Consider the following 25,618-nt stretch of genomic DNA (forward strand, 5'->3'; position numbering starts at 1 on the left):
GCGATGGTCGACGGCTCGCAGGATACCGGCGGATCCCTTCCCGCGACCACGTTTCAGGAGACGAAGTCGAGCCCCTGCCCGCGGGCCGCTTCACGGATCGCGGCGCGGGCGCGGTCGAGCGCAGTGTCACGGGGCGCGCGGCGCTGGCGACGGTCGAGCGTGCACGACAGCCCGAGGTCGAGCAGGTGCGCGTGCGCCGCGTGCAGTGCGGCCGTGGTCTCCGCGTCGAACACTCCACCGTCGCGCGCGGCGTCGATCAGGCCAGGCGTATGGCGCGGACCGAGCAGGACAGGAATGCGCAGGCCATGGCGCAGCACCACTGCCTGCAGCAGGAACTCGAGATCCACCAGGCCGCCCTCGCCCTGTTTCAGATCGAACAGTGCCGCGTCGCTGCGGTCGAGCTCGCCGCGCATCCGTCGCCGCATCCTGACCACGTCGTCGGCCAGGCCGCCAGGGTCGCGCGCGCGCGCCAGGGTCGCGGTGCGCACCCGCTCGAAGTCCTCGGCCAGGCCGGCGCCACCGGCGACCACCCGCGCCCGGACCAGCGCCTGGTGCTCCCAGGTCCAGGCCCGTTCGCGCTGGTATTCCGAATAGCTGGCCAAGCTCGACACCAGCAGACCCTGGGCACCGTCCGGACGCAGGCGCACGTCGACGTCGAACAGGCGGCCGGCCGCGGTGACCGCGCCGAGCAGGGCGACGATCTTCTGCGCCAGCCGCGAGAACCAGCGCGAGGCCTCGAGCGGACGGGCGCCGTCGGAAGGCGCGTCCGGGTCGGCGTCGTACAGGAACACCAGGTCGAGATCGGAGCCGAAACCCAGTTCCTCGCCGCCGAGACTCCCGTAGCCGAGCACCGCGAAGCGCGCGCCGGGCACCTCGCCGTGGCTGCCGGCGACCTCGTGCCAGGCCAGCGCGAGCACGCGCGCGACCACGCCGTCGGCCAGCCAGGCCAGCTGGCGGGCGCTGGCCTCGGCGCCCTGGCGGCGGTCGCGGAACGCCATCGCGATACGGAAGCTCAACGCCTGGCGCACCTCGTTCAGCGCCTGCAGCACGGTCTCGGCGTCGTCGCCACCGGGCACGCCGGCGCAGGCGTCGAACAGCTCCTGCCGCCCCGGCAAGGGGCCCGACACCCGCGCATCGAGCAGTTCGTCGAGCAGCAGCGGATGCAGGGCGAGGCGTTCGGCCAGCAGCGCGCTCTGCGATACCACCTCGACCAGCCGCGCCAGCGCCGGCGGCTGTTCGTCAAGCAGGGCCAGGTACGCGCTGCGCCGCAGGATGTTGTGCAGCATCGTCAGCAGCCGCCGCAGCGCGAGCATCGGATGGCTGGCCTCGGCGGCGCCCTGCAGCAGGGCCGGCAGCACCCGGTCAAGGCGCGCCCGCGCCCGATCGGACAACGCCGCCACCGCCGGGCTGCGGGCGAGGTCGCGCAGCAGGCCATCGGCCTCCTCGGTCTCGGCGAATCCCGCCTCGGCCAGCGCATCGGCAGATCCCGCCTCCGGCAGCGCGCGCCAGTACAGCGCCAGCGCGTCCGGGGCCGCCTGCATGCGTCGCGGCGCCAGCAGGGCCGCGAACTCGGCGCCGACCACGGCACGCTGGCGGTCCAGTTCGGTGCGCAGCGCGGCCCAGCCGGCGTAGCCCAGGCCGGTGGCGATGCGCGCGCGCGCCAGTGCATCGTCCGGCAGCGCGTGGGTCTGCGCATCGGCCAGCATCTGCAGGCGGTTCTCCAGGCGACGCAGGAACCGGTACGCGCCGGCGAGCGCTTCGGCGGCGCCGGCGTCCATCTGCCGGGACTCGACCAGCGCGTGCAGGGTCGGCAGCAGTTCGCGCCCGCGCAGCGTCGGTTCACGACCGCCGCGGATCAATTGCAGCGCCTGGACCAGGAACTCGATCTCACGAATGCCGCCGGGACCGCGTTTGATGTCGTCCGCCAGCTCCTTGCGCGCGACCTCGGCGGCGATCGCCGCCTTCATCGTGCGCAGGCCATCGAGCGCGCCGAAGTCCAGGTAGCGGCGATAGATGAAAGGCCGCAGCGCGACCAGGAAGCGTTCGCCTGCCGCGATGTCGCCGGCCACCGGACGCGCCTTCTGCCAGGCATAGCGCTCCCAGTCGCGACCCTCGTGCTGGAAATACTGCTCCATCGCCGAGAACGACCAGGCGACCCGGCCGGCGCTGCCGTATGGCCGCAGGCGCAGGTCGACGCGATGACAGAAGCCTTCGCCGGTCACCTCGTCGAGCAGGCGCGCGAGCTGTTGGCCGAGCCGGGCGAACCAGGTCTCCGCGGCGAGCGGTCGCTCGCCGTCGCTTGCCTGCGGATCGGAGACGCCGTCGAGGTCGTAGCCATAGACCAGGTCGATGTCGGAACTGAAGTTCAGTTCGCCGCCGCCGAGCTTGCCCAGCCCGAACACGACCAGCCGCCGCATTCGGCCGTCGCTGTCGCGGAACACACCGTGACGGCTCGCGAACTCGGTCTCCAGCGCGTCCAGCGCTGCCCGCAGGCAGTCCTCGGCCAGCCGGGTGGCGCCGGCGAGGGTCGCGGCGACATCGTCGAGCCCGAGCACGTCGCGCCAGATCAGCCGCGTGGACTCGGCAGCGCGATGGCGGCGCAGCCGCGCGCCCCACTCGTCGCGGTTTCCGGCGTCCAGTACCGGTACCGGCAAGGCCGGCGCCGCGGCGTCGGCTGCCAGCCGCGCCAGCAGCGCCGGCTGCCGCCGCAGTGTCTCGATCGCGAAGTCGCTTGCGCAGGCCAGGCGTCCGAAGCGGGCGGCGACCACGGGGTCGTCCAGCACGACCCGGGCTTCGGCCGACGCCTCGCGCAGCCGCGCGACCGCGCGGTCGGCCCAGGCGGCAAGTTCTTCGGCGTCGGGCCGGGCATCGTGATCGGCGCTGTGTGTTTGCGTCATCGCCCGATGATGACATGGGCGCCGCGGACGCCTGCACCAGCGCGATGCAGGCCCGCGATCGCGGCCAGAGGCGGTCCACCGACGCGAGCCGGCGCGTGCATGGCCTGACCGCAAGCATGCTGAACCGGGACACGGCGGATGCCTGGGGCAAACGCCTGGATGCCGGCAATTAAAAAGCCCGCCCCGGTCGAACCGGTTGCGGGCTTGCTCCCTCCCCCACGTCGGGATGCGGGACCGATCGTGAAGGAAGCGTTACCGGCTTGCACGCTGCAGTGCAAAATAGAACTGCCGGGTTCAGCAAGCGGTCGACCCGATCCGGCAAACCCTGCGGGCGCCGACGCGCAATTCCGGCATCGCCCATCGTCCGGCCGATGCGGCGCGGCCGGCGGCAGCGGCGGCACGCACGCCGACAGTCCGACACCACACGTTTGCGACGACACCGGCCGCATGGCGGTCGGCGCTGAGCGTCCGCGCTCGCCATCGATGCCGCGGATCGATCCGTCGCCCGCGGGCGTTCGCGCCCCGCCGTCACCGATGTTTCACAAGCGTCAACCCCCCGCGTTGATCAGTGCACCGTCCACTCATGTCAACGAGACCCCGCATGAATCCAGCCGAATCCGGAGACGTCGATCTGCACGTCCAGCACATCGCCTGCGTCAACAACGCCGGTTTCGTAATGAGCTTCCAGATCCGTCGCCAGCGCGACGGTCGCCACGCCGGCGACAGCGGCAACTATCCGATCAACCAGAGCCGGCGTGTCGATCTGTCCCAGCTGGAGTTCGATGGCGGCGGCCTGGAGGTCGGCGACCTGGTCCAGCCGCGCGTGCACGCCGTGCTCGGCTCCACCCGCGAGGGCCCGATGGTGCGCTACGCGCCCAACGGCCAGACGGCGACCTTCAACGTCCGCGGCACCACCCTGCACTACTCGGTCGAACTGGCATAAGGAGCCGCCCATGTCTCCTTCGATTTCCGGTACGCCGGGCCCATGGTTCAGCAACGGCGGAGACCTGAGGGTCCGTTTCGGCCTCAACGTCGCCGACACCGAAGCGCGGCAGCGCAACGAACATGCGCGCCTGGAAATGCTCAACGATGCAGAGGTCAGCGCGGCGCCCGGGCGGTCGTTCGCACACGTCGTCGCGGTCAGCCGCGGCGCCGCATTGTCGATCCAGATCCGCTCCCGCGCCGACCTCGGCTTCGGCTTCCGGATCGCCACTGGCGCCGAACCGGTCGTGGACCGGCTGTATGCGGTCGACCGGCCCGACGCCGACGGCTTCCGCGATGCAACGGTGCGCCGTTTCCAGCGCGACGCCAGCTTGATCACCGTCGACCTGATGCGCGCGCGGCAGCAGGGCACGCATGACCTGCATTCGCTGGAGCGCCTGTGGGCCTGCGACATCTCGACCTGGCAGGTACACCAGTTCCTCGATCCGATCGCCGGCCGTGTCTTCACCGCCGCCAATCCGCGTTTTCCCCGTCAGGAACCGCCGGTTGCCGCTGCGAGAGCACCCATGGCCGCCCGCAGCGTCATGGCGGCAACGCGTACCGCATACCCGGTACGTGCCGGCGTGGTCTGGGCCGATGGTGCTGCCGAGCAGCGCTTCGACCGCATCCAGGTGCAGCGCGAGGACGACCCCGAACGGACCCGGATCGGACAGCTGCGCGTGCACTTCTTCGTGCTCGACGAAAGCTGAGCCGCACCACGGACGCACATTCAGAAGGACATCTCATGCTCATCACCATCGCATTCGAAGGCGCCGCCGAACGCGACATCGCGCTGCGGGCCGCTCCGACCCAGAGCCTGCAGCAGTTGCGCACGCTGCTCGCCGAGCGCGCGGGGCTGCAGCCCGAGGAGCGCTTCCTGATCGGCAACGCCGGACTGGATCCGGCCGCCGAGGGCGAGACGACCATCGCCGACCTGATCGCCGAAGACCGCACCCTGCGGGTGCGCGCACGCGCGATCGCGGCCGCACCGGCGGAACCGGCACCAGCCGATTCTCCGCCGGAACCGCCGGCAGGAACCACGGACACGCCTCCCGCACCAAGCCCCCCGGAGGACACGCGCGAACCGGTTCGACCCCGGGGGCCCGACCTCACGCGACAGGAGCCCGCCTGGGGCCTTGCCCCCGGCGACGACGCCCCGGACCTGATCGAGGCGTTGCGCGCGCAGATCGGCAACGTCGAGGCCGGCACTCCCGACGTCTTCGCGACGCTTCCACTTCGCACGGTGCGCCTCGTGTTCTCGACGCTCGGGCTGGATCGCGGCCTGCGTTTCGGCCCGAACCTCCACATCGACCGCTCACCCGCTCCGGACGAATTCATCCTCGACCCGCGCGTGTTCGGCTCCCGCTCGGCGATGCCGCCGGTGGTCTACCTGCATCCCGACCGCCGTCCCGCCTTCCCCGAACCCGGACGGCTGCGGCGCGAGTTCGCCGCGACCGCGAGCCGGGCGCTGCATGCGCTGCGCGAGCGCGGCATCCATGCGAGCCACGCATCCGGCAGCTTCGCGGGGTTCGGCCTTGACGCCAGCTTCCGTCAGGACCTGGAACGGCTCCGCCGCAACGAGACCACGACGATCCATCTGTCGCTGGAAACCTTCGTGCCGCGGGTCACGCTGCGACTGCGGCCGCAAGAGGACCTGCGCGCATCCGACGCGCTGACGGCCGCGGTGGAACGGGTGCTGGGCGACCGGCGTGGTGGCCGCAAGGAGCAGTACCGACGCCTGCACGAAGAAGTCTTCCATCGATTCGGCTACTTCTTTCCCTGCGAGGTCGTCCTGGGCGGACAACGGGTGCGGACCCTGCTCATCGAGAACACGGACAGCGAGGAGCAGGAGCAACTGGTGCGCGAGTTCAGGCTCGGTGCCGCCGCCGACGTGCAGACCTCCAAGGGCCGCGCAACGGCGGACGTCGGCAGCGGCCACAGCGAGCAGCGCGCGCTGCAGAAGCGCTACATCGACCAGTTGCGGCGCGAGGAGGTGAGGGTGATGGGCGGCGACGAGGCGCTGGGCATCGACGATGCCCACGAAGCCCTCTGGGTGCGCAGCCTGGATCGCGTGGCGGGCTGGCGGGTGATCGGCAACCAGGAACTGCTGCCGATCCTGCACTTCCTGCCGCCGGCACTGGCCAATCCGTGCATCGCGCTGATCGACGACTTCGCGCGCGGTCACATCAACCGGCAGCTGACCGCGCTCGACATGTCCCAGTACATCGCTCCGGCCAATCGTGAACTGCTGCTGGATCTGCTGTGAACGCCGCTCGCCCGCCCGTGCCGGCCGGGTGCCGGCCTCCGACGATTACGCCGAGACAGTTCGTCAGCGGATCGCGCTACCAGCCCTGAGCGCCGGCCCTCGACGTGGGTGCGGCCAAAAAGAAAGGCCCGCCGAGGCGGGCCTTTCTCGTCCAGCGTAGCAGGCGGGATCAGAAGCCCATGCCGCCCATGTCGCCCATGCCACCGGCCGGCATCGCCGGCTCTTCCTTCTTCGGCAGCTCGGCGACCATCGCCTCGGTGGTGATCATCAGGCCCGCGATCGACGCGGCGTTCTGCAGCGCGGTGCGGGTCACCTTGGTCGGGTCCAGGATGCCGAACTCGAGCATGTCGCCGAACTCGCCGTTGGCGGCGTTGTAGCCGAACGCACCCTTGCCCTCGAGCACCTTGTTGAGTATCACGCTCGGCTCGTCGCCGGCATTGGTGACGATCTCGCGCAGCGGGGCCTCCATCGCGCGCAGGGCGATGGCGATGCCGTGGTTCTGGTCCTCGTTGGCGCCCTTGAGCTCGGCGATCGCGGCCTTGGCGCGCAGCAGGGCGACGCCGCCGCCCGGGACGATGCCTTCCTCGACGGCGGCGCGGGTCGCGTGCAGCGCATCCTCGACGCGGGCCTTCTTCTCCTTCATCTCGACCTCGGTGGCGGCACCGACCTTGATGACGGCCACGCCGCCGGCCAGCTTGGCCACGCGCTCCTGCAGCTTCTCGCGGTCGTAGTCCGAGGAGGTCTCCTCGATCTGCGCCTTGATCTGCTTGATGCGCGCCTCGATGCCCGCGGTGTCGCCGGCGCCGTCGATGATGGTGGTGTTCTCCTTCGAGATCTGCACCTTCTTCGCGCGGCCGAGGTCGTTGATCGTGGCCTTGTCCAGCTGCAGGCCGACTTCCTCGGAGATCACGGTGCCGCCGGTCAGGATCGCCATGTCCTCCAGCATCGCCTTGCGGCGGTCGCCGAAGCCCGGTGCCTTGACCGCGCAGACCTTGACGATGCCGCGGATGGTGTTGACCACCAGCGTCGCCAGCGCCTCGCCCTCGACGTCCTCGGCGATGATCAGCAGCGGCTTGCCGGCCTTGGCCACGCCCTCGAGGACGGGCAGCAGGTCGCGCACGTTGGAGATCTTCTTGTCGTGCAGCAGGATGAAGGGATCGTCCAGCTCGGCCTGCATCGACTGCTGGTTGTTGATGAAGTACGGGGACAGGTAGCCGCGGTCGAACTGCATGCCCTCGACGACGTCGAGCTCATTCTCCAGGCCCGAACCATCCTCGACGGTGATCACGCCTTCCTTGCCGACCTTGTCCATCGCCTGCGCGATCAGGTCACCGATGTTGGCGTCGGAGTTGGCGGAGATGGCGCCGACCTGGGCGATCTCCTTGCTGGTCGAGGACGGCTTGCTGATCTTCTTCAGCTCCTCGACGGCGCCGACGACGGCCTTGTCGATGCCGCGCTTGAGGTCCATCGGGTTCATGCCGGCGGCGACCGCCTTCATGCCCTCGCGGATCAGCGCCTGCGCCAGCACGGTGGCGGTGGTGGTGCCGTCGCCGGCGTTGTCGGAGGTCTTGGAGGCGACTTCCTTCACCATCTGCGCGCCCATGTTCTCGAACTTGTCCTGCAGCTCGATTTCCTTGGCGACGGAGACGCCGTCCTTGGTGATGGTCGGGGCGCCGAAGCTCTTGTCGAGCACGACGTTGCGGCCCTTCGGGCCGAGGGTGGCCTTGACGGCATTGGCGAGCGTGTTGACGCCGCGCAGCATCTTCGCGCGCGCGTCTTCACCGAAACGGATTTCCTTGGCAGCCATGGGTTAACTCCGGAATTCTTGATCAGGGATTGGGGGGTTCGCGGAAGCGAAGGCGACGCGGGCTCGGCTGCCGGGCAGGAATGTCAGCGCGAAGCGCTTTCGCGGATTCCGGGGCCGGCATCGGTCCCGCCATCGTCGGCTCAGCCGAGGACGGCGAAGATGTCGTCTTCCTTCACGACCAGGTACTCGACGCCGTCGAGCTTCACCTCGGTGCCGCTGTACTTGCCGAACAGCACCTTGTCGCCGGTCTTGACCTTGGGAGCGCGCACGTTGCCGTTGTCCAGCACCTTGCCTTCGCCAACGGCGACGACCTCGCCCTTGATCGGCTTCTCGGTGGCCGAGTCGGGGATGACGATGCCGCCGGCGGACATCTTCTCTTCTTCCATGCGCTTGATGACCACGCGGTCGTAGAGCGGCTTGATGTTCATGAGAACCTCATGCAAGTAATTGATTGTGGGAAAAAAGTCGCTGGATGTTAGCAGTCGCCCCGGGAGAGTGCCAAAGTCCGGGCACGACCGCGCCCGGCGAACCGGGACCGCGACGAGATGGGAGCGGGCGGGAGGCTTTCAAGGGGCCGCGACGAAAAATTTCGTCGCCGGCGTCAGACGGTGGAGGCGATCCGGGGAGGCTCAAAGAGAAAGAGCGCGTCCCCGAAGTGACGCGCTCTTTCGTGGCATGGGATCGGCCTTACCTGGCATGCGCATCCTGCGTCCTCCCCTGACCTGACTTCAGTGTCGATACCAGCTATCCATGTCGGCCTGAGTCGATATTGCGCGCAGCACGTCACCTTGGCTATAGCATCCAGTCACGAATTATGTTTACTTCTGGTAGCGCATCCCCCGGATTACGGCATGAAATCATTGAAATTACGATGATGGCCGGCGAAGAGGTGACTGGCGGTAGACACATGTTTGTGATTATTGATCGCAACGTGACTTTTGGTAGCCTATTTGCCGATTCTGGCGTGAACGCTTGATGGCCGCCCCTGCAGGCGACCACGGAGCGCCGGCGCTTCCCTCCGCCCCTTGCGGCAGCCCGTCACCGGACCGAGCACCCCATGACTCTCCAGCAGCGCATCCGTCTCGCCCGCCGTCACGCCGGGCTGTCCCAGGCCGCACTCGCCCGCGCGGTCGGAGTGCAGCGCAGCGCGGTCAGCCACTGGGAAGCCACCATCGGCAAGTCCCCGAGCACCGCGAACATGCGCGAGCTGGCCCTGGCCACCCAGGTCCAGTTCGAGTGGCTCGCCACCGGCCGCGGCCGCATGACCCTGAGCGAGGACGTGGCAATGGACTCGGTCGCGGCGGCGGACGCATTGCTGGTCGACGACCCGCTGGAGCTGCGGCTGCTGGCCGCGTTCCGGGAGGCTCCGACACTGGCGCGGGCGCCGCTGGTCGAGATCACCGAGCAACTGGCCGCGCAGCGGATGGGCCGCAAGCCCGCGACCGACCGCACAGGCTGAGCACATCGGCCCGCCGCGTCTGCTACTTGTGGTCACAAAAGCCCGCTAGACTCCGGCGTTCACGATCATGAAAGGAGTCGAACGGATGATCCGCCGCAGTCTGTGGTTTGCCCTCGCGGTATCGCTCGCGCCCGCCCCCGCGCTGGCCGAAGTCTTCATCAACGAAATTCACTACGACAACGACGGCAGCGATACCGGTGAAGCCGTGGAAGTGGTCGCCACCGCGGGCGAGAGCCTGTCCGGTTATCGCATCTACCTCTACAACGGCAGCTCGCCGTCGTCCGCAACCGTGTACGACAACGACCCGCTGCCGGCCGGCAGCATGGTCGCCTGCGGCGGCAACGTCCGCATCGCCACCCTCAACTATCCCGGCAACGGCATCCAGAACGGCGCACCGGACGCGATCGCGCTGGTCGACGGCAGCGGCGCGCTGGTCCAGTTCCTCAGCTACGAGGGCACCGTCACCGCCTCCAACGGTCCGGCCGCCGGTCAGACCAGCACTGCACTGCCGGTGTCCGAAAGCGGCAGCACCCCGGTCGGCCATTCGCTGCAGCTGGCCGGCAGCGGCGACGGCTACGGCGACTTCGCCTGGCAGGCGGCCGCCGCCCAGACCTTCGGCGGCTGCAACAACGGCCAGAGCTTCAGCACTCCGAATCCCCTCCCGGAAGTCACCGCGACCCAGCCGGTCAACGGCGCGAGCGATTTCCCGGCTGCCGGCGATCTCGGTGTCGCCTTCAGCGAGAGCGTGAGCCTCACCGGCAGCGCGCTGACGTTGCAGTGCGCACAGTCGGGCACGGTCCCGCTGCAGTACCCGTCCAGCGGCAGCAGCTTCACCGCGACCACCGGTACCGCGCTGCATGCCGGCGAGGCCTGCACCTTCACCGTCCACGCCAGCCAGGTCACCGACACCGGCGGCGCCCACCCGGTCGCCGACACCCAGGTCGGTTTCAACGTCGCCAGCAGCGGTGGCGGTGGCGGCAGCTATTACGACCCGGTCAACACCAGCAGCGCCAGCCAGCTGCGCTGCTCGCTGCACCACGTGATCCGCGGCCACACGGTCTATCCCTACAGCGCCAGCAGCACCGATACCTGGGACATCCTGGAGATCGCCGACGAGGATCCGAACAACGCCAACCGCATCCTCGACGCCTACCGCAACCGCACCTACACGAAGGGCAGCGATCGCGCCGGCACTGGCAGCGGGGATACCTACAACCGCGAGCACACCTGGCCGAACTCGCTGGGCTTCGGCAGCCGCACCGGCAACCTCGGCCTGCCGAACGCGCCGTACACCGATACCCACATGCTGTACCTGACCGACACCGGCTACAACTCCGACCGCGGCAACAAGCCGTACAAGAACTGCCCGTCGCAGGGCAGCTGCGGCGAGCGGGTCACCGATGCCTACAACGGCATCGGCGGAGGCAGTGGCGTGTTCCCGGGCAACTCGAACTGGACCTGGAGCAGCGGCTTCCAGGTCTGGGGCGCGCGTCGCGGCGACATGGCCCGTGCGGTGATGTACATGGCCATCCGCTACGAAGGCGGCCAGGACATCAACAGCGGCCAGGCCGAGCCCGACCTGGAGCTGACCGACAACGCCAGCCTGATCGTGGCCACGTCCGGCTCGCCGGCCTACATGGGACTGCTGTCGACCCTGCTGGCCTGGCACCAGGCCGATCCGCCGGACGACGCCGAGCGCGCCCGCAACGAGGTGATCTACAGCTTCCAGGGCAACCGCAATCCGTTCATCGACCATCCGGAATGGGCCTCCGAGGCGCTGTTCACTTCGAGCCAGCCGGCCAGTTGCCAGCTCAACTGAGAGGCTGATCAAGGGCACGACAGGGAGGGCCGCTTGCCGGCCCTCCCTTTTTTGTGGCCCACGGCCTGTTCCCTCCCGCAACGGAGCGAAGCGGGACCGCTATACCGCTATCGGATCTGGTGCCAATCCCGGCCGGTCCACACGACCGCCGGTGCCATCCAGGGCGGGCCCGCTACAATCGCGGCATGTCCGTCGCGCCCTCCCCGCCCGTCCTCCTCGTCCACTGCACCTGCCCCGACGACGCCAGCGCGGCGCGACTCGCCGAAGCTCTGGTTGAAGAGCGGCTGGCCGCCTGCGTCAGCCGGCTGCCGGGCCTGCGCTCGACCTACCGCTGGCAGGGAACGATCGAGCAGGCCGACGAGGTGCTGCTGCTGATCAAGACCCGCGCCGACCGGCTCGAAGCACTGGCCGCACGCGTCCAGGCCCTGCACCCGTACGAACTTCCCGAACTGGTCGCGGTCGAAGCCCGCGGAGGCCTGGCCCCCTACCTGCAGTGGGTGGCCGAGCAGACCCGCTCTCCGGACCCTCAAGAATGACCCGACTCCGAAACGCCCCGGCGCGCCAGCGCGCGTCCGCCGTCATGCTCGCCCTGCTCGCATTGCTGATGCCGCCGCTGCCGGTGCAGGCGGCGGTCGACGAGGAGGAACTGCTGCCGGTCGACGAGGCCTTCGTACTGAGTGCCTCGGCCAGCGCCGCGGACACGATCACCGTGCAATGGAAGATCGCCGACGGCTACTACCTGTACCGCCACCGGACCTCGGTCCAGGCCGACCCGGCGTTCGCCCAGGGCGAACTGCAATTGCCGAAGGGCCACGCCTACACCGACGAGTTCTTCGGCGACGTCGAAACCTACCGGGATCGGCTGACCGCAGTGCTGCCCGGCCGTGCCGGCGCGGGCACGGTCGGCCTGAAGGTGAAATACCAGGGCTGTGCCGACGTCGGCATCTGCTATCCGCCCCAGACTCGCGAGCTGGTCGTGAGGATGTCCGACGCTGCATCACGATCGGCCGCGGCCGGAGTGGCGGCGCCGACGGCCGCCGCCGGCGGCAGCGACCCGGCACCGGCCAGCGGCGGGCTGCGCCTGCCCGGCAGCTCGGGCGCGTCGAGCGCGGTCGAACCGACGGCCCACGGCGGCCGCCTGCTGGCGCCGGCTGCGCTGCCCGGGGGCGAGGCCCGACCGCTGCCGCCGGAACAGGCCTTCGCCGTACAGGCCTTCGCCGATGGCGGCAACCGGCTGCGCGTGCGCTTCGACGTCGCCCCGGGCTACTACCTCTACCGCGACAAGACCGCGTTCCGCCTGCAGGCCGACGACGGCGGCCGGGGCCTCGCCAGCGGCCGTCCGGACTGGCCGCCCGGAGCCGCGCACGAGGACGAGTATTTCGGCAGGACCACGGTGTACTTCGAGCCGGTCGAGGTCGCACTGCCGGTGCTGCGGCGCGAGGCCGGCGCGACCGACGCCCGCCTGACCGTGGAACTGCAGGGCTGCCAGACCGACGGGATCTGCTATCCGCCGATGACGCGCCAGCTGGCGGTGTCGCTGCCGGCAGGACGCGTCGACATCGCCGGCGGCCAGGAGCCGGCCACCGCGGACGGCGGGGTGGACGCGCCGGAACCGGAAGTCGCGACCGGCGCGGACCGGATGCCGGGCTCGGACGCGATCTCCGGCGTCGCAGACTCGTCTGCCGACGCCGCGGCTCTCCACGAGGATCCGGCCACGGCCGGCGCCGGAGCTGACAGCATGACGGCTGGCAAGGACCGGGCTCCGGCCACCGACAGCGGCCAGCGCCCGCCGCTGAACCTGTTCAGCGCCCTGCTGCTCGCCCTCGGTGGCGGCCTGATCCTGAACCTGATGCCCTGCGTGCTGCCGGTGCTGTCGCTGAAGGCGCTGTCGCTGGCCGGCAACGGCGAGAGCCCGCAGCGCGCGCGCAGACACGCACTGTGGTACACCGCGGGCGTACTGCTGAGCTTCGCCGCCCTCGGCGGCCTGGCGCTGGCGCTGCGCGAGGCCGGGCTGGCGCTGGGCTGGGGCTTCCAGCTGCAGCAGCCGCTGGTGGTCGCGGTGCTGGCCCTGCTGATGTTCGCGCTCGGCCTGAGCCTGTCGGGGGTCTGGCACGTCGGCGGCCGCTGGACCGGCGTCGGCCATGAGCTGACCGCGAAGTCCGGACCGCTCGGCGACTTCTTCACCGGCGTGCTGGCGGTGGTCGTGGCCACGCCCTGCACCGCACCGCTGATGGGCGCGGCGCTGGCGTGGGCGTTCACGGCCGACACCGCAACCGCCATGGCGGTGTTCCTCGCGCTCGGCCTCGGCCTGGCGCTGCCGTTCCTGCTGATCGGCTTCATCCCTGCGCTCGCGCACCGGCTGCCGCGGCCGGGCGCCTGGATGGAGACCTTCAAGCAGCTGCTCGCGTTCCCGCTGTACCTGACCGCGGTGTGGCTGGCCTGGGTGCTGGCGCGCCAGCGTGGCGCCGACGCGATCGGCTGGTTCCTGCTGGCGGCCACCGCGCTCGCGCTCGCCGCCTGGGCGTGGACCCGCGCGCGCCGCGACGGCCGCCGCTGGGCCGCGATCGTTGCCGGACTGGCCCTGCTCGCCACCGCCTGGCCGCTGCTGCGCATCCATCAGATGCCGCGTCCGCAGGCCACCGCATCCGTCGCGTCGGCAACGGATGCCGCAGCGGCGACGGTGCCGTTCTCCGAACGGCGGCTGGCCGAGCTGCGTGCTGCCGGCCGGCCGGTGTTCGTCAACGTGACCGCCGACTGGTGCGTGTCGTGCAAGGCCAACGAGAGCACGGTGTTCTCCCGCGACGAGTTCCGCGAAACGCTGGCGGCGACCGGCACCGTCTACATGGTCGGCGACTGGACCGATGTCGACCCGGCGCTGACCGCATTCCTGCAGCGCCACGAAGCCGTCGGCGTGCCGCTGTACGTGGTCTATCCGGCCGGCGGCGGCGAAGGCCGGGTGCTGCCGATCCTGCTCACGCCCGGCGTCGTCCGCGAGGCCCTGCTCGACGCCGCGGGCGCGGCCCGCTGATGTCGCGGGCGACCGGTCCGGTCGGAGCCGTCACCTCCCGCGCCGCGGCCGGGAGCCGGCGACGCCACCGAGCTGACGACAAGACGTTGACGACATGAAATTGAAAACCAGCCACATCCTCCTGATCGCCGTCGTCGGCGCCGTGCTCGGGGCTGCCGTCGGCCTGTGGCGCGGCGGATCGAGCCCGCTGCTGCGGACCGAGGCCGGCCAACGCGCGCTGCAGGGCGCGCTGTCGGCCACGGCGCCCGCACCGCCGCAGGACCTGCCGGTCGCCCGCCGCGGCGAAACGGTGCCGACAGTGCGGCTGCCCGATCTCGATGGCGCCACCGTCGAAGTACCCGGCGCCTACGCCGGACGGCCGCTGCTGGTGAACTTCTGGGCCAGCTGGTGCGGCCCCTGCATCGAGGAGATGCCGGAGCTCAACCGCTACGCCGCTGGCCAGAATGCCGGCGGCAAGGCCGGCGACGGCACGCAGGTGGTCGGCATCGCCCTCGACGATGCCGACGCGGTCCGCGAGTTCCTGGCCCGGATCCCGGTCGACTACCCGGTCCTGATCGACCGGGCCGGGCCACGCGACAGCAGCGTCCAGCTCGGCAACCCGCGCGGGGTGCTGCCCTACTCGGTGCTGATATCGGCCGACGGGCGCCTGCTGAAACAGAAAGTCGGCCCGTTCCAGTCCGGCGAGATCGACGGCTGGGCGACGGAACGCGACTGAGACGTCACAAACTGAGCAGCGATGTTCCGTCCTCCGCTCGGAACGACCTCCCCTGGAACCGGACCGGCCGATCCCCGCCGCCCGCTGCGGGATGCTTGACGGCAGCGCGCGAGCAATTTAGAGCGTCAACTCAAACAACCGCTTAAATCGCGACAACTTCGCCGATTTGGCGGGTAACTTCTGGACAGCGACACCACCATCGCGCACACTGCCGGCCTTCGAGGGCAATGACCCGGACGAATCCCAGGCGATGGCGAAGCTGCTGGCCCTGCATGGCCCCAACCTCAACCTGCTCGGCACCCGTGAGCCCGGCATCTACGGCGCGACCACGCTCGCCGAGATCGAGGCCGACCTGGCCGGTCGCGCCGAGGCCGCCGGCCACCGGTTGGAAAGCTTCCAGTCCAACGCCGAGCACGCGCTGGTCGAACGGGTCCAGGCCGCGCGCGACGGAATCGACTTCATCCTGATCAACCCGGCCGCGTTCACCCACACCTCGGTCGCGCTGCGCGACGCGCTGGCCGCGGTCGCGATCCCGTTCATCGAGGTCCACCTGTCCAACCCGCACGCGCGCGAACCGTTCCGCCACACCAGCTACTTCTCCGACCTCGCGGTCGGCGTGGTCTGCGGCTTCGGCGTCGACAGCTACCGCTACGCGCTGGATGCCGCCCTGCAGCGACTGGGAGCGGCGGCGTGATCGCGCGCGCCGTCCTGCTCGCCGGACTGGCCCTGGGGGCCGGCAGCGTACCCACCCGCGCCGGCGCCGACGACATCGACTGCGCCCAGGCCAGCGCGACGATGGAGATCGACATCTGCATGTCGCGCGAATACGAGCGCGCCGACGTCGAACTCAATACCAGCTACAAGCGCCTGCGCGCGCAGCTGCAGCGCTTCGAGGACGAGTTCGACTGCGCGGCCTGCACCGGCATGAGCGAAATGCTGGTGGAGGCACAGCGACACTGGATTGCCTTTCGCGACCGCGACTGCGACGCCGTCTACGCGCACGCCGCCGACGGCAGCGGCCGCAACCAGGCCCTGCTGGAATGCCTGATCGAGCACACCCGCACCCGCACCCGACAACTCGACCGGCGCATCGAACCCGCCGGCTGACCCGCTCCACCGATACCCGGATCGACCCGCACGGATCGATTCAACCCAGACCGCCCCGCCCCTGCCGGGGCACACGACCAAGAGGCCCATCCATGGACCTGCGCAAGATCAAGAAACTCATCGACCTTCTCGAGGAATCCAACCTCGCCGAGATCGAGATCAAGGAGGGCGAGGAGTCCGTCCGCCTGGCCCGCACCCCGCGCGGCGGCATTCCCACCAGCGCACCGATGCAGCACACGGTGCACGTTCCGGCCGCGATGCCGATGCAGTCCCCGGTCGAGGCGGCCACCGGCGGCCAGCCCAGCGGCGACGCCGGCAACGACCTGCCCGACGGCCACGTCGTGCGCGCGCCGATGGTCGGCACCTTCTACGCCTCGCCGGCGCCGGACAAGCCGGCCTTCGTCAACGCCGGCCAGACGGTCAAGGCCGGCGACACGCTGGGCATCATCGAGGCGATGAAGATGTTCAACCCGATCGAGGCCGACGTTTCCGGCACCGTGGTCAAGGTCCTGGTCGAGAACGGCCAGCCGATCGAGTTCGACCAGCCGCTGTTCGTCATTGCCTGAGGCCGGGGCCCATGCTCGATAAAGTCGTAATCGCCAACCGGGGCGAGATCGCGCTGCGCATCCTGCGCGCCTGCCACGCCCTGGGCATCCGCACCGTCGCGGTCCACTCCACCGTCGACCGCAACCTCAAGCACGTCGCGATGGCCGACGAGTCGGTGTGCATCGGCCCGGCGCCGTCGACCGACAGTTACCTCAACATGGCGCAGATCATCGCCGCCGCCGAGGTGACCGACGCCCAGGCCATCCACCCCGGCTACGGCTTCCTGTCGGAGAACGCCGACTTCGCCGAGCGGGTCGAGGAGTCCGGCTTCGTCTTCATCGGCCCGAAGGCCGAGACCATCCGCCTGATGGGCGACAAGGTCGAAGCGATCCGGGCGATGAAGGAAGCCGGTGTGCCCTGCGTGCCCGGCAGCGGCGGCCCGCTCGGCGACGACGCCGACGCCAATGCGAAGATCGCCCGCGAGATCGGATATCCGGTCATCGTCAAGGCCGCCGGCGGCGGCGGCGGCCGCGGCATGCGCGTGGTCCACACCGAGGCGCACCTGCACAGCGCCGTGCAGACCACCAAGAGCGAGGCCAAGGCCGCGTTCGGCAACGACATGGTCTACATGGAGAAGTTCCTGGAGAACCCGCGCCACGTGGAGATCCAGGTGCTCGCCGACGGCCAGGGCAACGCGATCCACCTGGGCGAGCGCGACTGCTCGATGCAGCGCCGCCACCAGAAGGTCGTCGAGGAAGCGCCGGCGCCGGGGATCACTCCCGAGCAGCGCGCCGAGATCGGCCGCGTCTGCGTCGAAGCCTGCATCCGCATCGGCTACCGCGGCGCCGGCACGTTCGAGTTCCTGTACGAGAACGGCCGCTTCTACTTCATCGAGATGAACACCCGCATCCAGGTCGAGCACCCGGTCACCGAGATGGTCACCGGGGTCGACCTGATCCGCGAGCAGCTCAACATCGCCGCCGGCAACACCCTCAGCCTGACCCAGGACGACATCGTGCTGGAAGGCCACGCGATCGAGTGCCGGATCAACGCCGAGGACCCGGAGACCTTCATGCCGAGCCCGGGCCTGATCCAGCACTTCCACGCCCCGGGCGGTCCCGGCGTGCGCGTCGACAGCCACATCTACGAGGGCTACCGGGTGCCGCCGAACTACGACTCGATGATCGGCAAGCTGATCGTGCACGGCCCCGACCGCGAGACCGCGATCGCGCGCATGCGGGTGGCGCTGAGCGAGATGGTCGTCGACGGCATCAAGACCAACATCCCGCTGCAGCAGCGCATCCTCTCCGACATCGGCTTCCAGCAGGGCGGGCAGAACATCCACTACCTGGAGAAGCGGCTGAAGGAGCAGAAGGAAAAGGCGCTGTCGATCGTCTGATCGGCGATGCCCGTAGTCGGGGCAAGGTCAAAGGCCGCACTCGGGACGCCCCTGCCTCCGCGATCCATCGCCACCGTCGCATCTCCCGGGTGCGCTGCGCTTACCCGGGCTACACATGGATGCAGCAGAAGAAGGCCGGAGAGATCATATGAACATGATCAGCACTGTTTTCACACGTCCTTGGACCGTGCGATCAGCATCAGTATTCCGCTACTTGGACGAACAATACGCCGACGCCTTTTTCACTGATGGATCACTTCGCATCCCCACGTTTCAACGTTTCCGAAATAATCCAGATGAAGAGATTGGCGATCCCTATGAAGGCCGTGTAGCAGCATCAATTTCTGCTCCCAACGCAAACTGGCAAGTCATGGCCATGAATGGCCAACGAGCCTACGTGCTGAGCACAAGCACAATCGAGAGCCGAGAACTACATGGAAGATTCGTCACAAATTTCGGCATCCGCATCCAAAATTCAATTGCGTTTGCTAACGCAATATCCTCTCACCTACCTGGCTTTCTTGGCGGAATGGAAGGACTTTGCTCCTATCATGACAAACCCCATGCCACTGTCCACACAAGCCGCGGCCTTGACTTTGAGAGACTACTCAACGAAACCAAGGAAAGCGAAGTGGATGTCGGTGAAAAGATCGACAGGTACGTTGCAGAGCATGTTCGCGATCTTCTATTTATCAAGCGCGCTCAGTACGCGCACCAGTCTGAATACCGATTCATATGGTATTGCAACGGATATGAGACGAATGAGCAGTACATCGACATAAAGTGCCCTGAAGCCCGAAGATTCTGCGAAAAAGTAGATCTAAAATAGACTGGCTAACCATGCCCTTCCTCGAACTCACCCTGCCCTGCACCGAGGCCCAGCAGCCGCGCTACGAGCGCGCGCTGGAAGACGTCGGCGCGCTCGCGGTCACCCTCGCCGACGCGCACGCCGATGCGCCGGACGAACAGGCGATCTTCGAGCCCGGCGTCGGCCAGACCCCGCTGTGGGGCGAGATGGTGCTGACCGCGCTGTTTCCCGGCGGTACCCCGTCGGAACTGCTGCTGCACGCGCTGGCCGCGCACGACGAAGGGCTGGACTGGTCGCGCGCGCAGTTCCGCGAAGTCGAGGACCAGGACTGGGAACGCGCGTGGATGGACCAGTACGAGCCGCTGAAGTTCGGCGCGCGCACCTGGATCGTGCCGTGGAACCACGCGTTGCCCGAAGGCGCGGATGCCGTCGATGCGGCGGTCGTACGGCTCGATCCGGGACTGGCGTTCGGCTCCGGCACCCACCCGACCACCGCGCTGTGCCTGCAATGGCTGGACGGCCTGGCCAGCGAAGACCTGATCGCCGGCCGCGAGGTTCTCGACTTCGGCTGCGGCTCGGGCATCCTGGCGCTGGCCGCGCTGAAGCTGGGGGCCGCACGCGCGGTCGGCGTCGACAACGACCCGCAGGCGGTCGCCGCGACGCTGGACAACGCGCAGCGCAACGGGGTCGAATCGCGGATGGCCGTATACCTCCCCGAGGACGCACCGGACGCGACCTATCCGGTGGTGGTCGCCAACATCCTCGCCTCGGCGCTGATCGAGCTGGCCGACGTGATCGGCCACCAGGTCGCCCCCGGCGGCCGGATCGCCTTGTCGGGCATCCTCGCCGGCCAGGAAGACGAGGTGATCGCCGCCTACGCCGACCGCTTCGACGCCCTGCACGCCGAGCGCCTGGACGACTGGATGCGGGTCACCGGCATCCGTCGCGGCTGAACCATCCCGGCCCGACACCGAGCCGGGGCGGCTTCGACGCACGGATCGCATCCGCGACGGTTCCGCTCGACGCGCTCTCGCTCGTACACTGGCCACCATGTTCGTGCCCTGCCCCAACTGCGGATTCCTGGTCGCGCTCGCCGCCAGGCGCGCCGGCACCTCGCAGCATTGCCCGCGCTGCAATGCGCTGATGGATGACGAAGACGCGCCCGGGCGGGCCGATGGGACACCGGCGCCGGAAGCATCGCCAGCGGCGGCGGATGCTGCGGAACCGGTCGCGCCGGCACCCGCACCGCCTGAAGCCTCTCCGCCTGCTGCTTCCGCACCAGCACCGACGCCGGCACCTGGCGTTGGACACGATTCCGCACCCGCGACGATCGCCGCCACAGCGACCGATACGACAGCGACCGCCCCCCGGGTACGCGCCAGCGGACCCAGCTTCGCCCGCGTCCGCGTGGATCCGCTGGCGTCGACCCGGCGTTGGCCGCTGCTGGCGGTCGTCGCCGGACTGGTACTGCTGCTGGCGTTGCAACTGCTGCTGTCGCAGCGCGCGGAACTGGCGGCGCAGGCGCGCTGGCGGCCGCTGCTGGGCGCGTTGTGCACGGCGCTGTTCTGCGAACTGCCGCCGTGGCACCAGCCCGAGGCCTACGCGATGCTGGATCGCAGCGTGACGCCGCGACCGGACCGGCCGGGCGTATTGCGCGTCAACGCGAGCTTCCGCAACGACGCGCGCTGGGCGCAGGCGTGGCCGGTCCTGGTGCTGAGCCTGTCCGACGTCGACGGCCGCCAGGTCGGCCTGCGCGCATTCGCCCCCGACGAGTACCGCGCGGCGCACGACCCGGGCGACGTGCTCGAACCCGGGCAGAGCACGACCGTCAGCTTCGACGTGGTCGAGCCGGCGCCGCACATCGTCGCATTCACCTTCGACTTCCAGTGAATGTGATGCCAAGCGGTGTCCTCCGGATGGCCATCGCGCTAGACTCCCCTCCTCCCGCTATCGCCCCGCGTACGCCCGGCCGGTGCCGAACAGGCGGTGACGGAGTCGTCGCACAGGGGAAATGCCTTGAACGCTGCCGCCGAACGCAATGAATCCGCCCGTCCCGGGCCACGCGTGCCACTGCGCGACCATGTGGCCACCTCGATCCGCCGCTACCTGGGCGATCTGAACGGCAGCGGCACCGAGAACCTCTACGAGATCGCGCTGCGCGAACTGGAGATTCCGCTGTTCGCCGAGGTCATGCAGCATTGTGATGGCAACCAGAGCCGCGCCGCGGCGATGCTGGGCATCCATCGCGCGACCCTGCGCAAGAAGCTGCGCGAGTACGGTCTGGCCTGAGCCGCTGGCGCATACGAGCGGGCCCGAGCTGCCTACAGGACCGATCGGACGAGGCGTTTCCACCATCGCGACCGCGGCCCGATCGCACCGCCCCGGTATAATTGCCGGCTCCCCTCGCCCGCATACGCATTCCGATGACCGCTGCCCGACCGACCGGCGCCGTAAAGATCCGCCGCGCCCTGCTGTCCGTATCCGACAAGACCGGCCTGGTCGAGCTCGCCACCGCGCTTTCGGAGCTGGGCGTCGAACTGCTGTCCACCGGCGGCACCGCGAAGGCGATCCGCGATGCCGGCCTGGCGGTGAAGGACGTCAGCGAAGTCACCGGCTTCCCGGAAATGATGGACGGAAGGGTCAAGACCCTGCATCCGGTCGTGCATGGCGGACTGCTCGGGCGTGCCGGCATCGACGACACAGTGATGGCCGAACACGGCATCGGCGCGATCGATCTGCTGGTGCTGAACCTCTATCCATTCGAATCGGTCACCGCCCGCGCCGACTGCACGCTCGCGGATGCGGTGGAGAACATCGACATCGGCGGCCCCGCGATGCTGCGATCGGCGGCGAAGAACTTCGCCCGCGTGGCGGTGGCCACCTCACCCGACCAGTACGCCGACCTGGTGACGGAACTGCAGGCCAACGACGGCGGACTGTCCTCCGCCAGGCGCTTCGAATTGTCGGTGGCGGCGTTCAACCGCGTGGCGCAGTACGACGCCGCGATCAGCAACTACCTGTCCGCGATCGCCGGCAGCTCGGCCGACAGTACGGACGAAGTGCCGGCACGGACGGCGTTCTCCGCGCAGGCCAACGGCAGCTTCGTGAAGGTCATGGACCTGCGCTACGGCGAGAACCCGCACCAGCAGGCCGCGTTCTACCGGGACCTCTACCCCGCGCCCGGCTCGCTGGCGACGCTGGAGCAGCTGCAGGGCAAGGAGCTGAGCTACAACAACATCGCCGACAGCGATGCCGCATGGGAATGCGTCCGCCAGTTCGAGGCGCCGGCCTGCGTGATCGTCAAGCACGCCAATCCCTGCGGCGTGGCCCAGGGCGTGGCCTGCGGAGACGCCTACGAACTGGCCTACGCGACCGACCCGACCAGCGCCTTCGGCGGCATCATCGCCTTCAACAAGCCGCTCGACGGCGCGACCTGCCGGGCGATCCTGGATCGCCAGTTCGTCGAGGTGCTGATCGCACCCGATTACGACGACGAGGCGCTTGCCTACGCGTCGAAGAAGGCCAACGTACGCGTGTTGCGGATTCCCCTGGCGCCGCCCTCCACCGGTTTCATCGACACCAAGCGCGTCGGCTCCGGCATGCTGATGCAGACCGCCGATGCGCGCGTGGTGACGCGGGACGAGCTGAAGGTCGTGACCAGACTGGCGCCGACCGAGGCGCAGCTCGCCGATCTGCTGTTCGCATGGAAGGTGGCCAAGTTCGTGAAGTCCAACGCGATCGTCTACGCGAAGGACCAGCGCACGATCGGCGTCGGCGCCGGCCAGATGAGCCGGGTCTACTCGGCGCGCATCGCCGGGATCAAGGCCGCCGATGCGAACCTGGTCGTCGAAGGCTCGGTAATGGCGTCGGATGCGTTCTTCCCGTTCCGCGATGGCATCGATGCCGCCGCCGCTGCCGGCATCAAGGCGGTGATCCAGCCGGGCGGCTCGATGCGCGATGCCGAGGTGATCGCCGCCGCCGACGAACACGGCCTGGCGATGGTGTTCACCGGCGTGCGCCACTTCCGGCATTGATGTCGAGCACGTCGGCATGATGTCCGGCATGCGCTGCCTGGCCAACCCGTCCGATGCGCCGCGAGGCGATTCGCGCCGCAGGTCCGAACGAGGGCATGGAAGCGCGCTGACGGAAGTACCGCACGGCGCCTGGCAGACCTGCTCCCTCGCCCTGCACGCCGGATATCCGCCATGACCCTCGCTGTCGCCTTCGGACTGATCACCGGACTGGTCGCGCTGATCTTCGGCGCCGAACTGCTGGTTCGCGGCGCGTCGCGCATCGCGCTGGCGACCGGGCTGTCGCCGCTGGTCGTCGGCCTGACCGTGGTCGCGCTGGGCACCAGCGCTCCCGAGCTGGCGACCAGCATCGGCGCGGCCCTGCAGGGATCGCCCGACATCGCCGTCGGCAACGTCGTCGGCAGCAACATCGCCAACGTGCTGCTGGTGCTCGGCATCGCCGCGCTGGTGGCGCCGCTGGTGGTCGCCCGCCAGCTGGTCTGGCTGGACGCGCCGCTGCTGGTCGGCGTGTCCGGCGCGGTCTGGCTGATGTCGCTCGACCACCAACTCTCGCGCGTCGAGGGGCTGGCGCTGGTGCTCGGCGGCATCGCCTACACCGTGCTGCTGGTATGGATGAGCCGGCGTGGCCAGGGCCTTGGCGAGGCCGGCGAGGATCTCGCCGGGATGCCACAACGGCCCTTGTGGTTCAACCTGCTGCTGTTCGTCGCCGGGCTGGCGTTGCTGGTGCTCGGTGCAGGCTGGCTGGTGCAGTCGGCGGTATCGATCGCGCAGGCGTTGGGCGTCAGCGAACTGATCATCGGCCTGACCGTGATCGCGATCGGCACCTCACTGCCGGAGATCGCGACCTCGCTCCTGGCGGTCGTCCGCGGCCAGCGCGACCTCGCTGCCGGCAACGTGATCGGCAGCTGCATCTTCAACCTGCTGGTGGTGCTGGGTGCGACCGCCGTGGTGGCGCCGGACGGCGTCCACGTCTCGAATTCGGCGCTGAACTTCGACATCCTGGTGATGATCGCGACCGCGGTCGCCTGCCTGCCGATCTTCTTCACCGGCCATTACATCGCACGCTGGGAAGGCGGCCTGTTCCTCGGCTACTACGTCGCCTACGCCGCCTACCTGCTGCTGGCGAACACCCGTCACGCGGCGCTGGAAACGTTCAGCTCGGTAATGCTGTGGTTCGTGATCCCGCTGACGGTGGTGACCCTGCTGGTGGTGGTCGCGCACGCGTTGCGCAATCCGCAGAGCGGCGCACCACGGTAGATCCAGGCGTCCCGCAGGAGCGGCGAATCTATTTCCAGATGCCGGCATCCACGCCATGGGCCATTTCAGGATGGCGGGCGATCCGGAAGCTCGGCTCACCGCCGCCATCCAGTTGAGCCTCGTAGTCGCGGGTCAGCCGCACCACCACCCCGGCCAGCATCACGATCGCGACCAGATTGATCGAGGCCATCACCGCCATCGAGGCATCGGCCGCGTCCCAGACCAGCTGGACCCTGGAATAGACGCCCCAGGTGATCGTCGCCAGCGCCGCCAGCCGCAGCATCAGCAGCCCGGCCCGGCCGCCGCCGAGATAGAGCAGGTTGGCCTCGGCGTAGGAATAGTTGCCGAGGATCGTGGTGAAGGCGAAGAAGAACATCGCCACCGCAACGAAGCCGGCGCCCCAGTCGCCGAGGAACACCGTCATCGCGGCCTGGGTCAGCTGCACGCCGTCGCTGTTTCCCTCGCCGAGCACACCCGACAACAGGATGATCACTCCGGTCGCGCTGCACACCAGCAGGGTGTCGATGAACACGCCCAGCGCCTGCACCAGGCCCTGGCTTGCCGGATGGTTCGGCACCGGCGTCACCGCCGCGGCAACGTTCGGGGCGCTGCCCATGCCGGCCTCGTTCGAATACAGGCCGCGCTTCACACCCTGCAGCATCGCCACGCTCAGCGCGCCCAGCAGGCCCCCGGTAGCGGCGTCGAGTCCGAACGCACCACGCACCACCTGCAGCAGCACGGCCGGCAGTTGCGGCAGATGGGTCAGCACGATCCACCCCGCCAGCAGCAGGTAGGCGAGCGACATGAACGGCACCACCCACTGCGCGAAGCGCGCGACCGAACGCAGGCCGCCGAAGATGATCGCCGCCGTCAGCACCACCAGCCCGATCGCGACCGTCGCCTGGCCGAGCCCGAATGCGCCCTCCAGCGCCTGCGCCATCGCGTTGGCATGCACGCTGCTGAAGATCAGCCCGTAGCTGAGCAGCAGGGCCAGGGCGAAGGCGACGCCCATCCAGCGACGGCCGAGCCCGCGGGTCATGTAATACGACGGCCCGCCGCGGAACTGGCCGGTCGCGTCACGTTCCTTGTACAACTGCGCCAGCGTGCTTTCGGCATAGGCGGTCGCCATGCCCAGCAGCGCCGTGCACCACATCCAGAACAGCGCCCCCGGACCGCCGACGCCCAGCGCGATCGCGACCCCGGCCAGGTTGCCGGTGCCGACCCGCGCCGCCAGGCTGGTGCACAGCGCCTGGAACGGCGAGATGCCGCTGGCGTCGGCACGGGTACCGCCGGCGACGAGCCGCAGCATGTGCGGAAAGCGACGCAGTTGGAGTCCGCGCAGGCGCACGCTGAAGAACAGGCCGACGGCCAGCAGGCCGTAGACCAGCACGTAGTCCCACAGCAGCGCATTGATGCCGCCAATCAGTGGCGCCAGCAGCGCCTCGATCGTATCCAGTACCACATCCATCGGTTGCAGGCGTCCCCGGAGCCCGGCGGG

At 69.2% G+C, this 25,618-nt stretch carries 23 protein-coding genes; 19 read left to right on the top strand and 4 right to left on the bottom strand.

Going from position 1 to position 25,618, the window contains the following annotated elements; all coding sequences use genetic code 11:
• Nucleotides 1–53 precede the first annotated feature (53 nt).
• On the bottom strand, nt 54–2,897 hold the full coding sequence (glnE, locus tag L3V18_RS15945; protein ID WP_237056213.1) for a bifunctional [glutamate--ammonia ligase]-adenylyl-L-tyrosine phosphorylase/[glutamate--ammonia-ligase] adenylyltransferase: 2,844 nt from the start codon (nt 2,895–2,897) through the stop codon (nt 54–56).
• 14 nt (nt 2,898–2,911) lie between these two features.
• Here glnE and L3V18_RS15950 point away from each other — a divergent pair, with 14 nt between their 5' ends.
• From L3V18_RS15950 to L3V18_RS15965, 4 genes are all read left to right on the top strand, one after another.
• Nucleotides 2,912–3,070: a hypothetical protein gene (locus tag L3V18_RS15950; protein ID WP_237056215.1), complete on the top strand. Its 159-nt coding sequence runs from the start codon at nt 2,912–2,914 to the stop codon at nt 3,068–3,070.
• 428 nt (nt 3,071–3,498) lie between these two features.
• A complete protein-coding gene (locus L3V18_RS15955; protein ID WP_237056217.1) occupies nt 3,499–3,840 on the top strand; it encodes a hypothetical protein in 342 nt (113 codons plus the stop codon).
• Between the two features lie 10 nt (nt 3,841–3,850).
• On the top strand, nt 3,851–4,588 hold the full coding sequence (locus L3V18_RS15960) for a hypothetical protein (RefSeq protein WP_237056220.1): 738 nt from the start codon (nt 3,851–3,853) through the stop codon (nt 4,586–4,588).
• Nucleotides 4,589–4,623: 35 nt separating this feature from the next.
• Nucleotides 4,624–6,144 carry an MAC/perforin domain-containing protein gene (locus L3V18_RS15965; protein ID WP_237056222.1) on the top strand — a complete coding sequence of 507 codons (1,521 nt, stop codon included), beginning with the start codon at nt 4,624–4,626 and terminating at the stop codon, nt 6,142–6,144.
• Between the two features lie 169 nt (nt 6,145–6,313).
• Here the strand turns inward: L3V18_RS15965 and groL are convergent, their stop codons facing one another.
• Both groL and groES read right to left on the bottom strand, forming a co-directional pair.
• A complete protein-coding gene (gene groL / locus L3V18_RS15970) occupies nt 6,314–7,951 on the bottom strand; it encodes a chaperonin GroEL (protein WP_237056224.1) in 1,638 nt (545 codons plus the stop codon).
• A 140-nt stretch (nt 7,952–8,091) separates the two neighbouring features.
• A complete protein-coding gene (gene groES / locus L3V18_RS15975; RefSeq protein WP_237056225.1) occupies nt 8,092–8,379 on the bottom strand; it encodes a co-chaperone GroES in 288 nt (95 codons plus the stop codon).
• 629 nt (nt 8,380–9,008) lie between these two features.
• Between groES and L3V18_RS15980 the strand changes: the two genes are divergently transcribed.
• The 15 genes from L3V18_RS15980 (at nt 9,009) to L3V18_RS16050 (ending at nt 24,120) form a co-directional block, all read left to right on the top strand.
• Complete coding sequence (locus L3V18_RS15980) at nt 9,009–9,410, top strand: helix-turn-helix transcriptional regulator (protein WP_237056226.1); 402 nt, start codon at nt 9,009–9,011, stop codon at nt 9,408–9,410.
• An 85-nt stretch (nt 9,411–9,495) separates the two neighbouring features.
• Nucleotides 9,496–11,229 carry an endonuclease gene (locus L3V18_RS15985; RefSeq protein ID WP_425493547.1) on the top strand — a complete coding sequence of 578 codons (1,734 nt, stop codon included), beginning with the start codon at nt 9,496–9,498 and terminating at the stop codon, nt 11,227–11,229.
• A 185-nt stretch (nt 11,230–11,414) separates the two neighbouring features.
• The gene (cutA, locus tag L3V18_RS15990; protein ID WP_237056228.1) at nt 11,415–11,765 is read left to right on the top strand and encodes a divalent-cation tolerance protein CutA; all 351 of its coding nucleotides are present in this window, start codon (nt 11,415–11,417) and stop codon (nt 11,763–11,765) included.
• Entirely contained in the window at nt 11,762–14,257 is a 2,496-nt protein-coding gene (locus L3V18_RS15995; RefSeq protein WP_237056229.1) for a protein-disulfide reductase DsbD family protein, read from the top strand. The genes cutA and L3V18_RS15995 overlap by 4 nt, the downstream gene beginning before the upstream one ends.
• A gap of 94 nt (nt 14,258–14,351) precedes the next feature.
• Entirely contained in the window at nt 14,352–14,972 is a 621-nt protein-coding gene (locus L3V18_RS16000) for a TlpA family protein disulfide reductase (protein ID WP_237056230.1), read from the top strand.
• Nucleotides 14,973–15,222: 250 nt separating this feature from the next.
• Nucleotides 15,223–15,666, top strand: a complete 444-nt coding sequence (gene aroQ / locus L3V18_RS16005; RefSeq protein WP_237056231.1) for a type II 3-dehydroquinate dehydratase — start codon at nt 15,223–15,225, stop codon at nt 15,664–15,666.
• Entirely contained in the window at nt 15,663–16,079 is a 417-nt protein-coding gene (locus tag L3V18_RS16010; protein WP_237056233.1) for a lysozyme inhibitor LprI family protein, read from the top strand. The genes aroQ and L3V18_RS16010 overlap by 4 nt, the downstream gene beginning before the upstream one ends.
• A 92-nt stretch (nt 16,080–16,171) precedes the next feature.
• On the top strand, nt 16,172–16,645 hold the full coding sequence (gene accB / locus L3V18_RS16015; protein WP_237056235.1) for an acetyl-CoA carboxylase biotin carboxyl carrier protein: 474 nt from the start codon (nt 16,172–16,174) through the stop codon (nt 16,643–16,645).
• An 11-nt stretch (nt 16,646–16,656) separates the two neighbouring features.
• Nucleotides 16,657–18,024, top strand: coding sequence for an acetyl-CoA carboxylase biotin carboxylase subunit (accC, locus tag L3V18_RS16020; RefSeq protein ID WP_237056236.1), 1,368 nt, complete (start codon nt 16,657–16,659; stop codon nt 18,022–18,024).
• A gap of 148 nt (nt 18,025–18,172) precedes the next feature.
• Nucleotides 18,173–18,853, top strand: a complete 681-nt coding sequence (locus L3V18_RS16025) for a hypothetical protein (RefSeq protein WP_237056237.1) — start codon at nt 18,173–18,175, stop codon at nt 18,851–18,853.
• An 11-nt stretch (nt 18,854–18,864) separates the two neighbouring features.
• The gene (prmA, locus tag L3V18_RS16030; RefSeq protein ID WP_237056238.1) at nt 18,865–19,785 is read left to right on the top strand and encodes a 50S ribosomal protein L11 methyltransferase; all 921 of its coding nucleotides are present in this window, start codon (nt 18,865–18,867) and stop codon (nt 19,783–19,785) included.
• A 454-nt stretch (nt 19,786–20,239) separates the two neighbouring features.
• Complete coding sequence (locus tag L3V18_RS16035) at nt 20,240–20,722, top strand: DUF3426 domain-containing protein (protein ID WP_237056239.1); 483 nt, start codon at nt 20,240–20,242, stop codon at nt 20,720–20,722.
• 126 nt (nt 20,723–20,848) lie between these two features.
• Nucleotides 20,849–21,121, top strand: a complete 273-nt coding sequence (gene fis / locus L3V18_RS16040; RefSeq protein ID WP_237056240.1) for a DNA-binding transcriptional regulator Fis — start codon at nt 20,849–20,851, stop codon at nt 21,119–21,121.
• Between the two features lie 134 nt (nt 21,122–21,255).
• The gene (gene purH / locus L3V18_RS16045; RefSeq protein ID WP_237056241.1) at nt 21,256–22,866 is read left to right on the top strand and encodes a bifunctional phosphoribosylaminoimidazolecarboxamide formyltransferase/IMP cyclohydrolase; all 1,611 of its coding nucleotides are present in this window, start codon (nt 21,256–21,258) and stop codon (nt 22,864–22,866) included.
• A gap of 171 nt (nt 22,867–23,037) precedes the next feature.
• The gene (locus tag L3V18_RS16050) at nt 23,038–24,120 is read left to right on the top strand and encodes a calcium/sodium antiporter (protein ID WP_237056242.1); all 1,083 of its coding nucleotides are present in this window, start codon (nt 23,038–23,040) and stop codon (nt 24,118–24,120) included.
• Between the two features lie 28 nt (nt 24,121–24,148).
• On the opposite strand, the gene L3V18_RS16055 is transcribed toward L3V18_RS16050, so the two are convergent.
• Entirely contained in the window at nt 24,149–25,588 is a 1,440-nt protein-coding gene (locus tag L3V18_RS16055; protein ID WP_237056244.1) for an alanine/glycine:cation symporter family protein, read from the bottom strand.
• Between the last annotated feature and the right edge of the window lie 30 nt (nt 25,589–25,618).

It is taken from the genome of Marilutibacter chinensis (genome assembly GCF_021725675.1).
Taxonomy (GTDB): domain Bacteria; phylum Pseudomonadota; class Gammaproteobacteria; order Xanthomonadales; family Xanthomonadaceae; genus Marilutibacter; species Marilutibacter chinensis.

Bases quoted from the DNA above. Each gene is read 5' to 3' on its own strand.
- glnE (WP_237056213.1), bottom strand. From the start codon at position 2,897: ATGACGCAAACACACAGCGCCGATCACGATGCCCGGCCCGACGCCGAA.
- L3V18_RS15950 (WP_237056215.1), top strand. From the start codon at position 2,912: ATGGGCGCCGCGGACGCCTGCACCAGCGCGATGCAGGCCCGCGATCGC.
- L3V18_RS15955 (WP_237056217.1), top strand. From the start codon at position 3,499: ATGAATCCAGCCGAATCCGGAGACGTCGATCTGCACGTCCAGCACATC.
- L3V18_RS15960 (WP_237056220.1), top strand. From the start codon at position 3,851: ATGTCTCCTTCGATTTCCGGTACGCCGGGCCCATGGTTCAGCAACGGC.
- L3V18_RS15965 (WP_237056222.1), top strand. From the start codon at position 4,624: ATGCTCATCACCATCGCATTCGAAGGCGCCGCCGAACGCGACATCGCG.
- groL (WP_237056224.1), bottom strand. From the start codon at position 7,951: ATGGCTGCCAAGGAAATCCGTTTCGGTGAAGACGCGCGCGCGAAGATG.
- groES (WP_237056225.1), bottom strand. From the start codon at position 8,379: ATGAACATCAAGCCGCTCTACGACCGCGTGGTCATCAAGCGCATGGAA.
- L3V18_RS15980 (WP_237056226.1), top strand. From the start codon at position 9,009: ATGACTCTCCAGCAGCGCATCCGTCTCGCCCGCCGTCACGCCGGGCTG.
- L3V18_RS15985 (WP_425493547.1), top strand. From the start codon at position 9,496: ATGATCCGCCGCAGTCTGTGGTTTGCCCTCGCGGTATCGCTCGCGCCC.
- cutA (WP_237056228.1), top strand. From the start codon at position 11,415: ATGTCCGTCGCGCCCTCCCCGCCCGTCCTCCTCGTCCACTGCACCTGC.
- L3V18_RS15995 (WP_237056229.1), top strand. From the start codon at position 11,762: ATGACCCGACTCCGAAACGCCCCGGCGCGCCAGCGCGCGTCCGCCGTC.
- L3V18_RS16000 (WP_237056230.1), top strand. From the start codon at position 14,352: ATGAAATTGAAAACCAGCCACATCCTCCTGATCGCCGTCGTCGGCGCC.
- aroQ (WP_237056231.1), top strand. From the start codon at position 15,223: ATGGCGAAGCTGCTGGCCCTGCATGGCCCCAACCTCAACCTGCTCGGC.
- accB (WP_237056235.1), top strand. From the start codon at position 16,172: ATGGACCTGCGCAAGATCAAGAAACTCATCGACCTTCTCGAGGAATCC.
- accC (WP_237056236.1), top strand. From the start codon at position 16,657: ATGCTCGATAAAGTCGTAATCGCCAACCGGGGCGAGATCGCGCTGCGC.
- L3V18_RS16025 (WP_237056237.1), top strand. From the start codon at position 18,173: ATGAACATGATCAGCACTGTTTTCACACGTCCTTGGACCGTGCGATCA.
- prmA (WP_237056238.1), top strand. From the start codon at position 18,865: ATGCCCTTCCTCGAACTCACCCTGCCCTGCACCGAGGCCCAGCAGCCG.
- purH (WP_237056241.1), top strand. From the start codon at position 21,256: ATGACCGCTGCCCGACCGACCGGCGCCGTAAAGATCCGCCGCGCCCTG.
- L3V18_RS16050 (WP_237056242.1), top strand. From the start codon at position 23,038: ATGACCCTCGCTGTCGCCTTCGGACTGATCACCGGACTGGTCGCGCTG.
- L3V18_RS16055 (WP_237056244.1), bottom strand. From the start codon at position 25,588: ATGGATGTGGTACTGGATACGATCGAGGCGCTGCTGGCGCCACTGATT.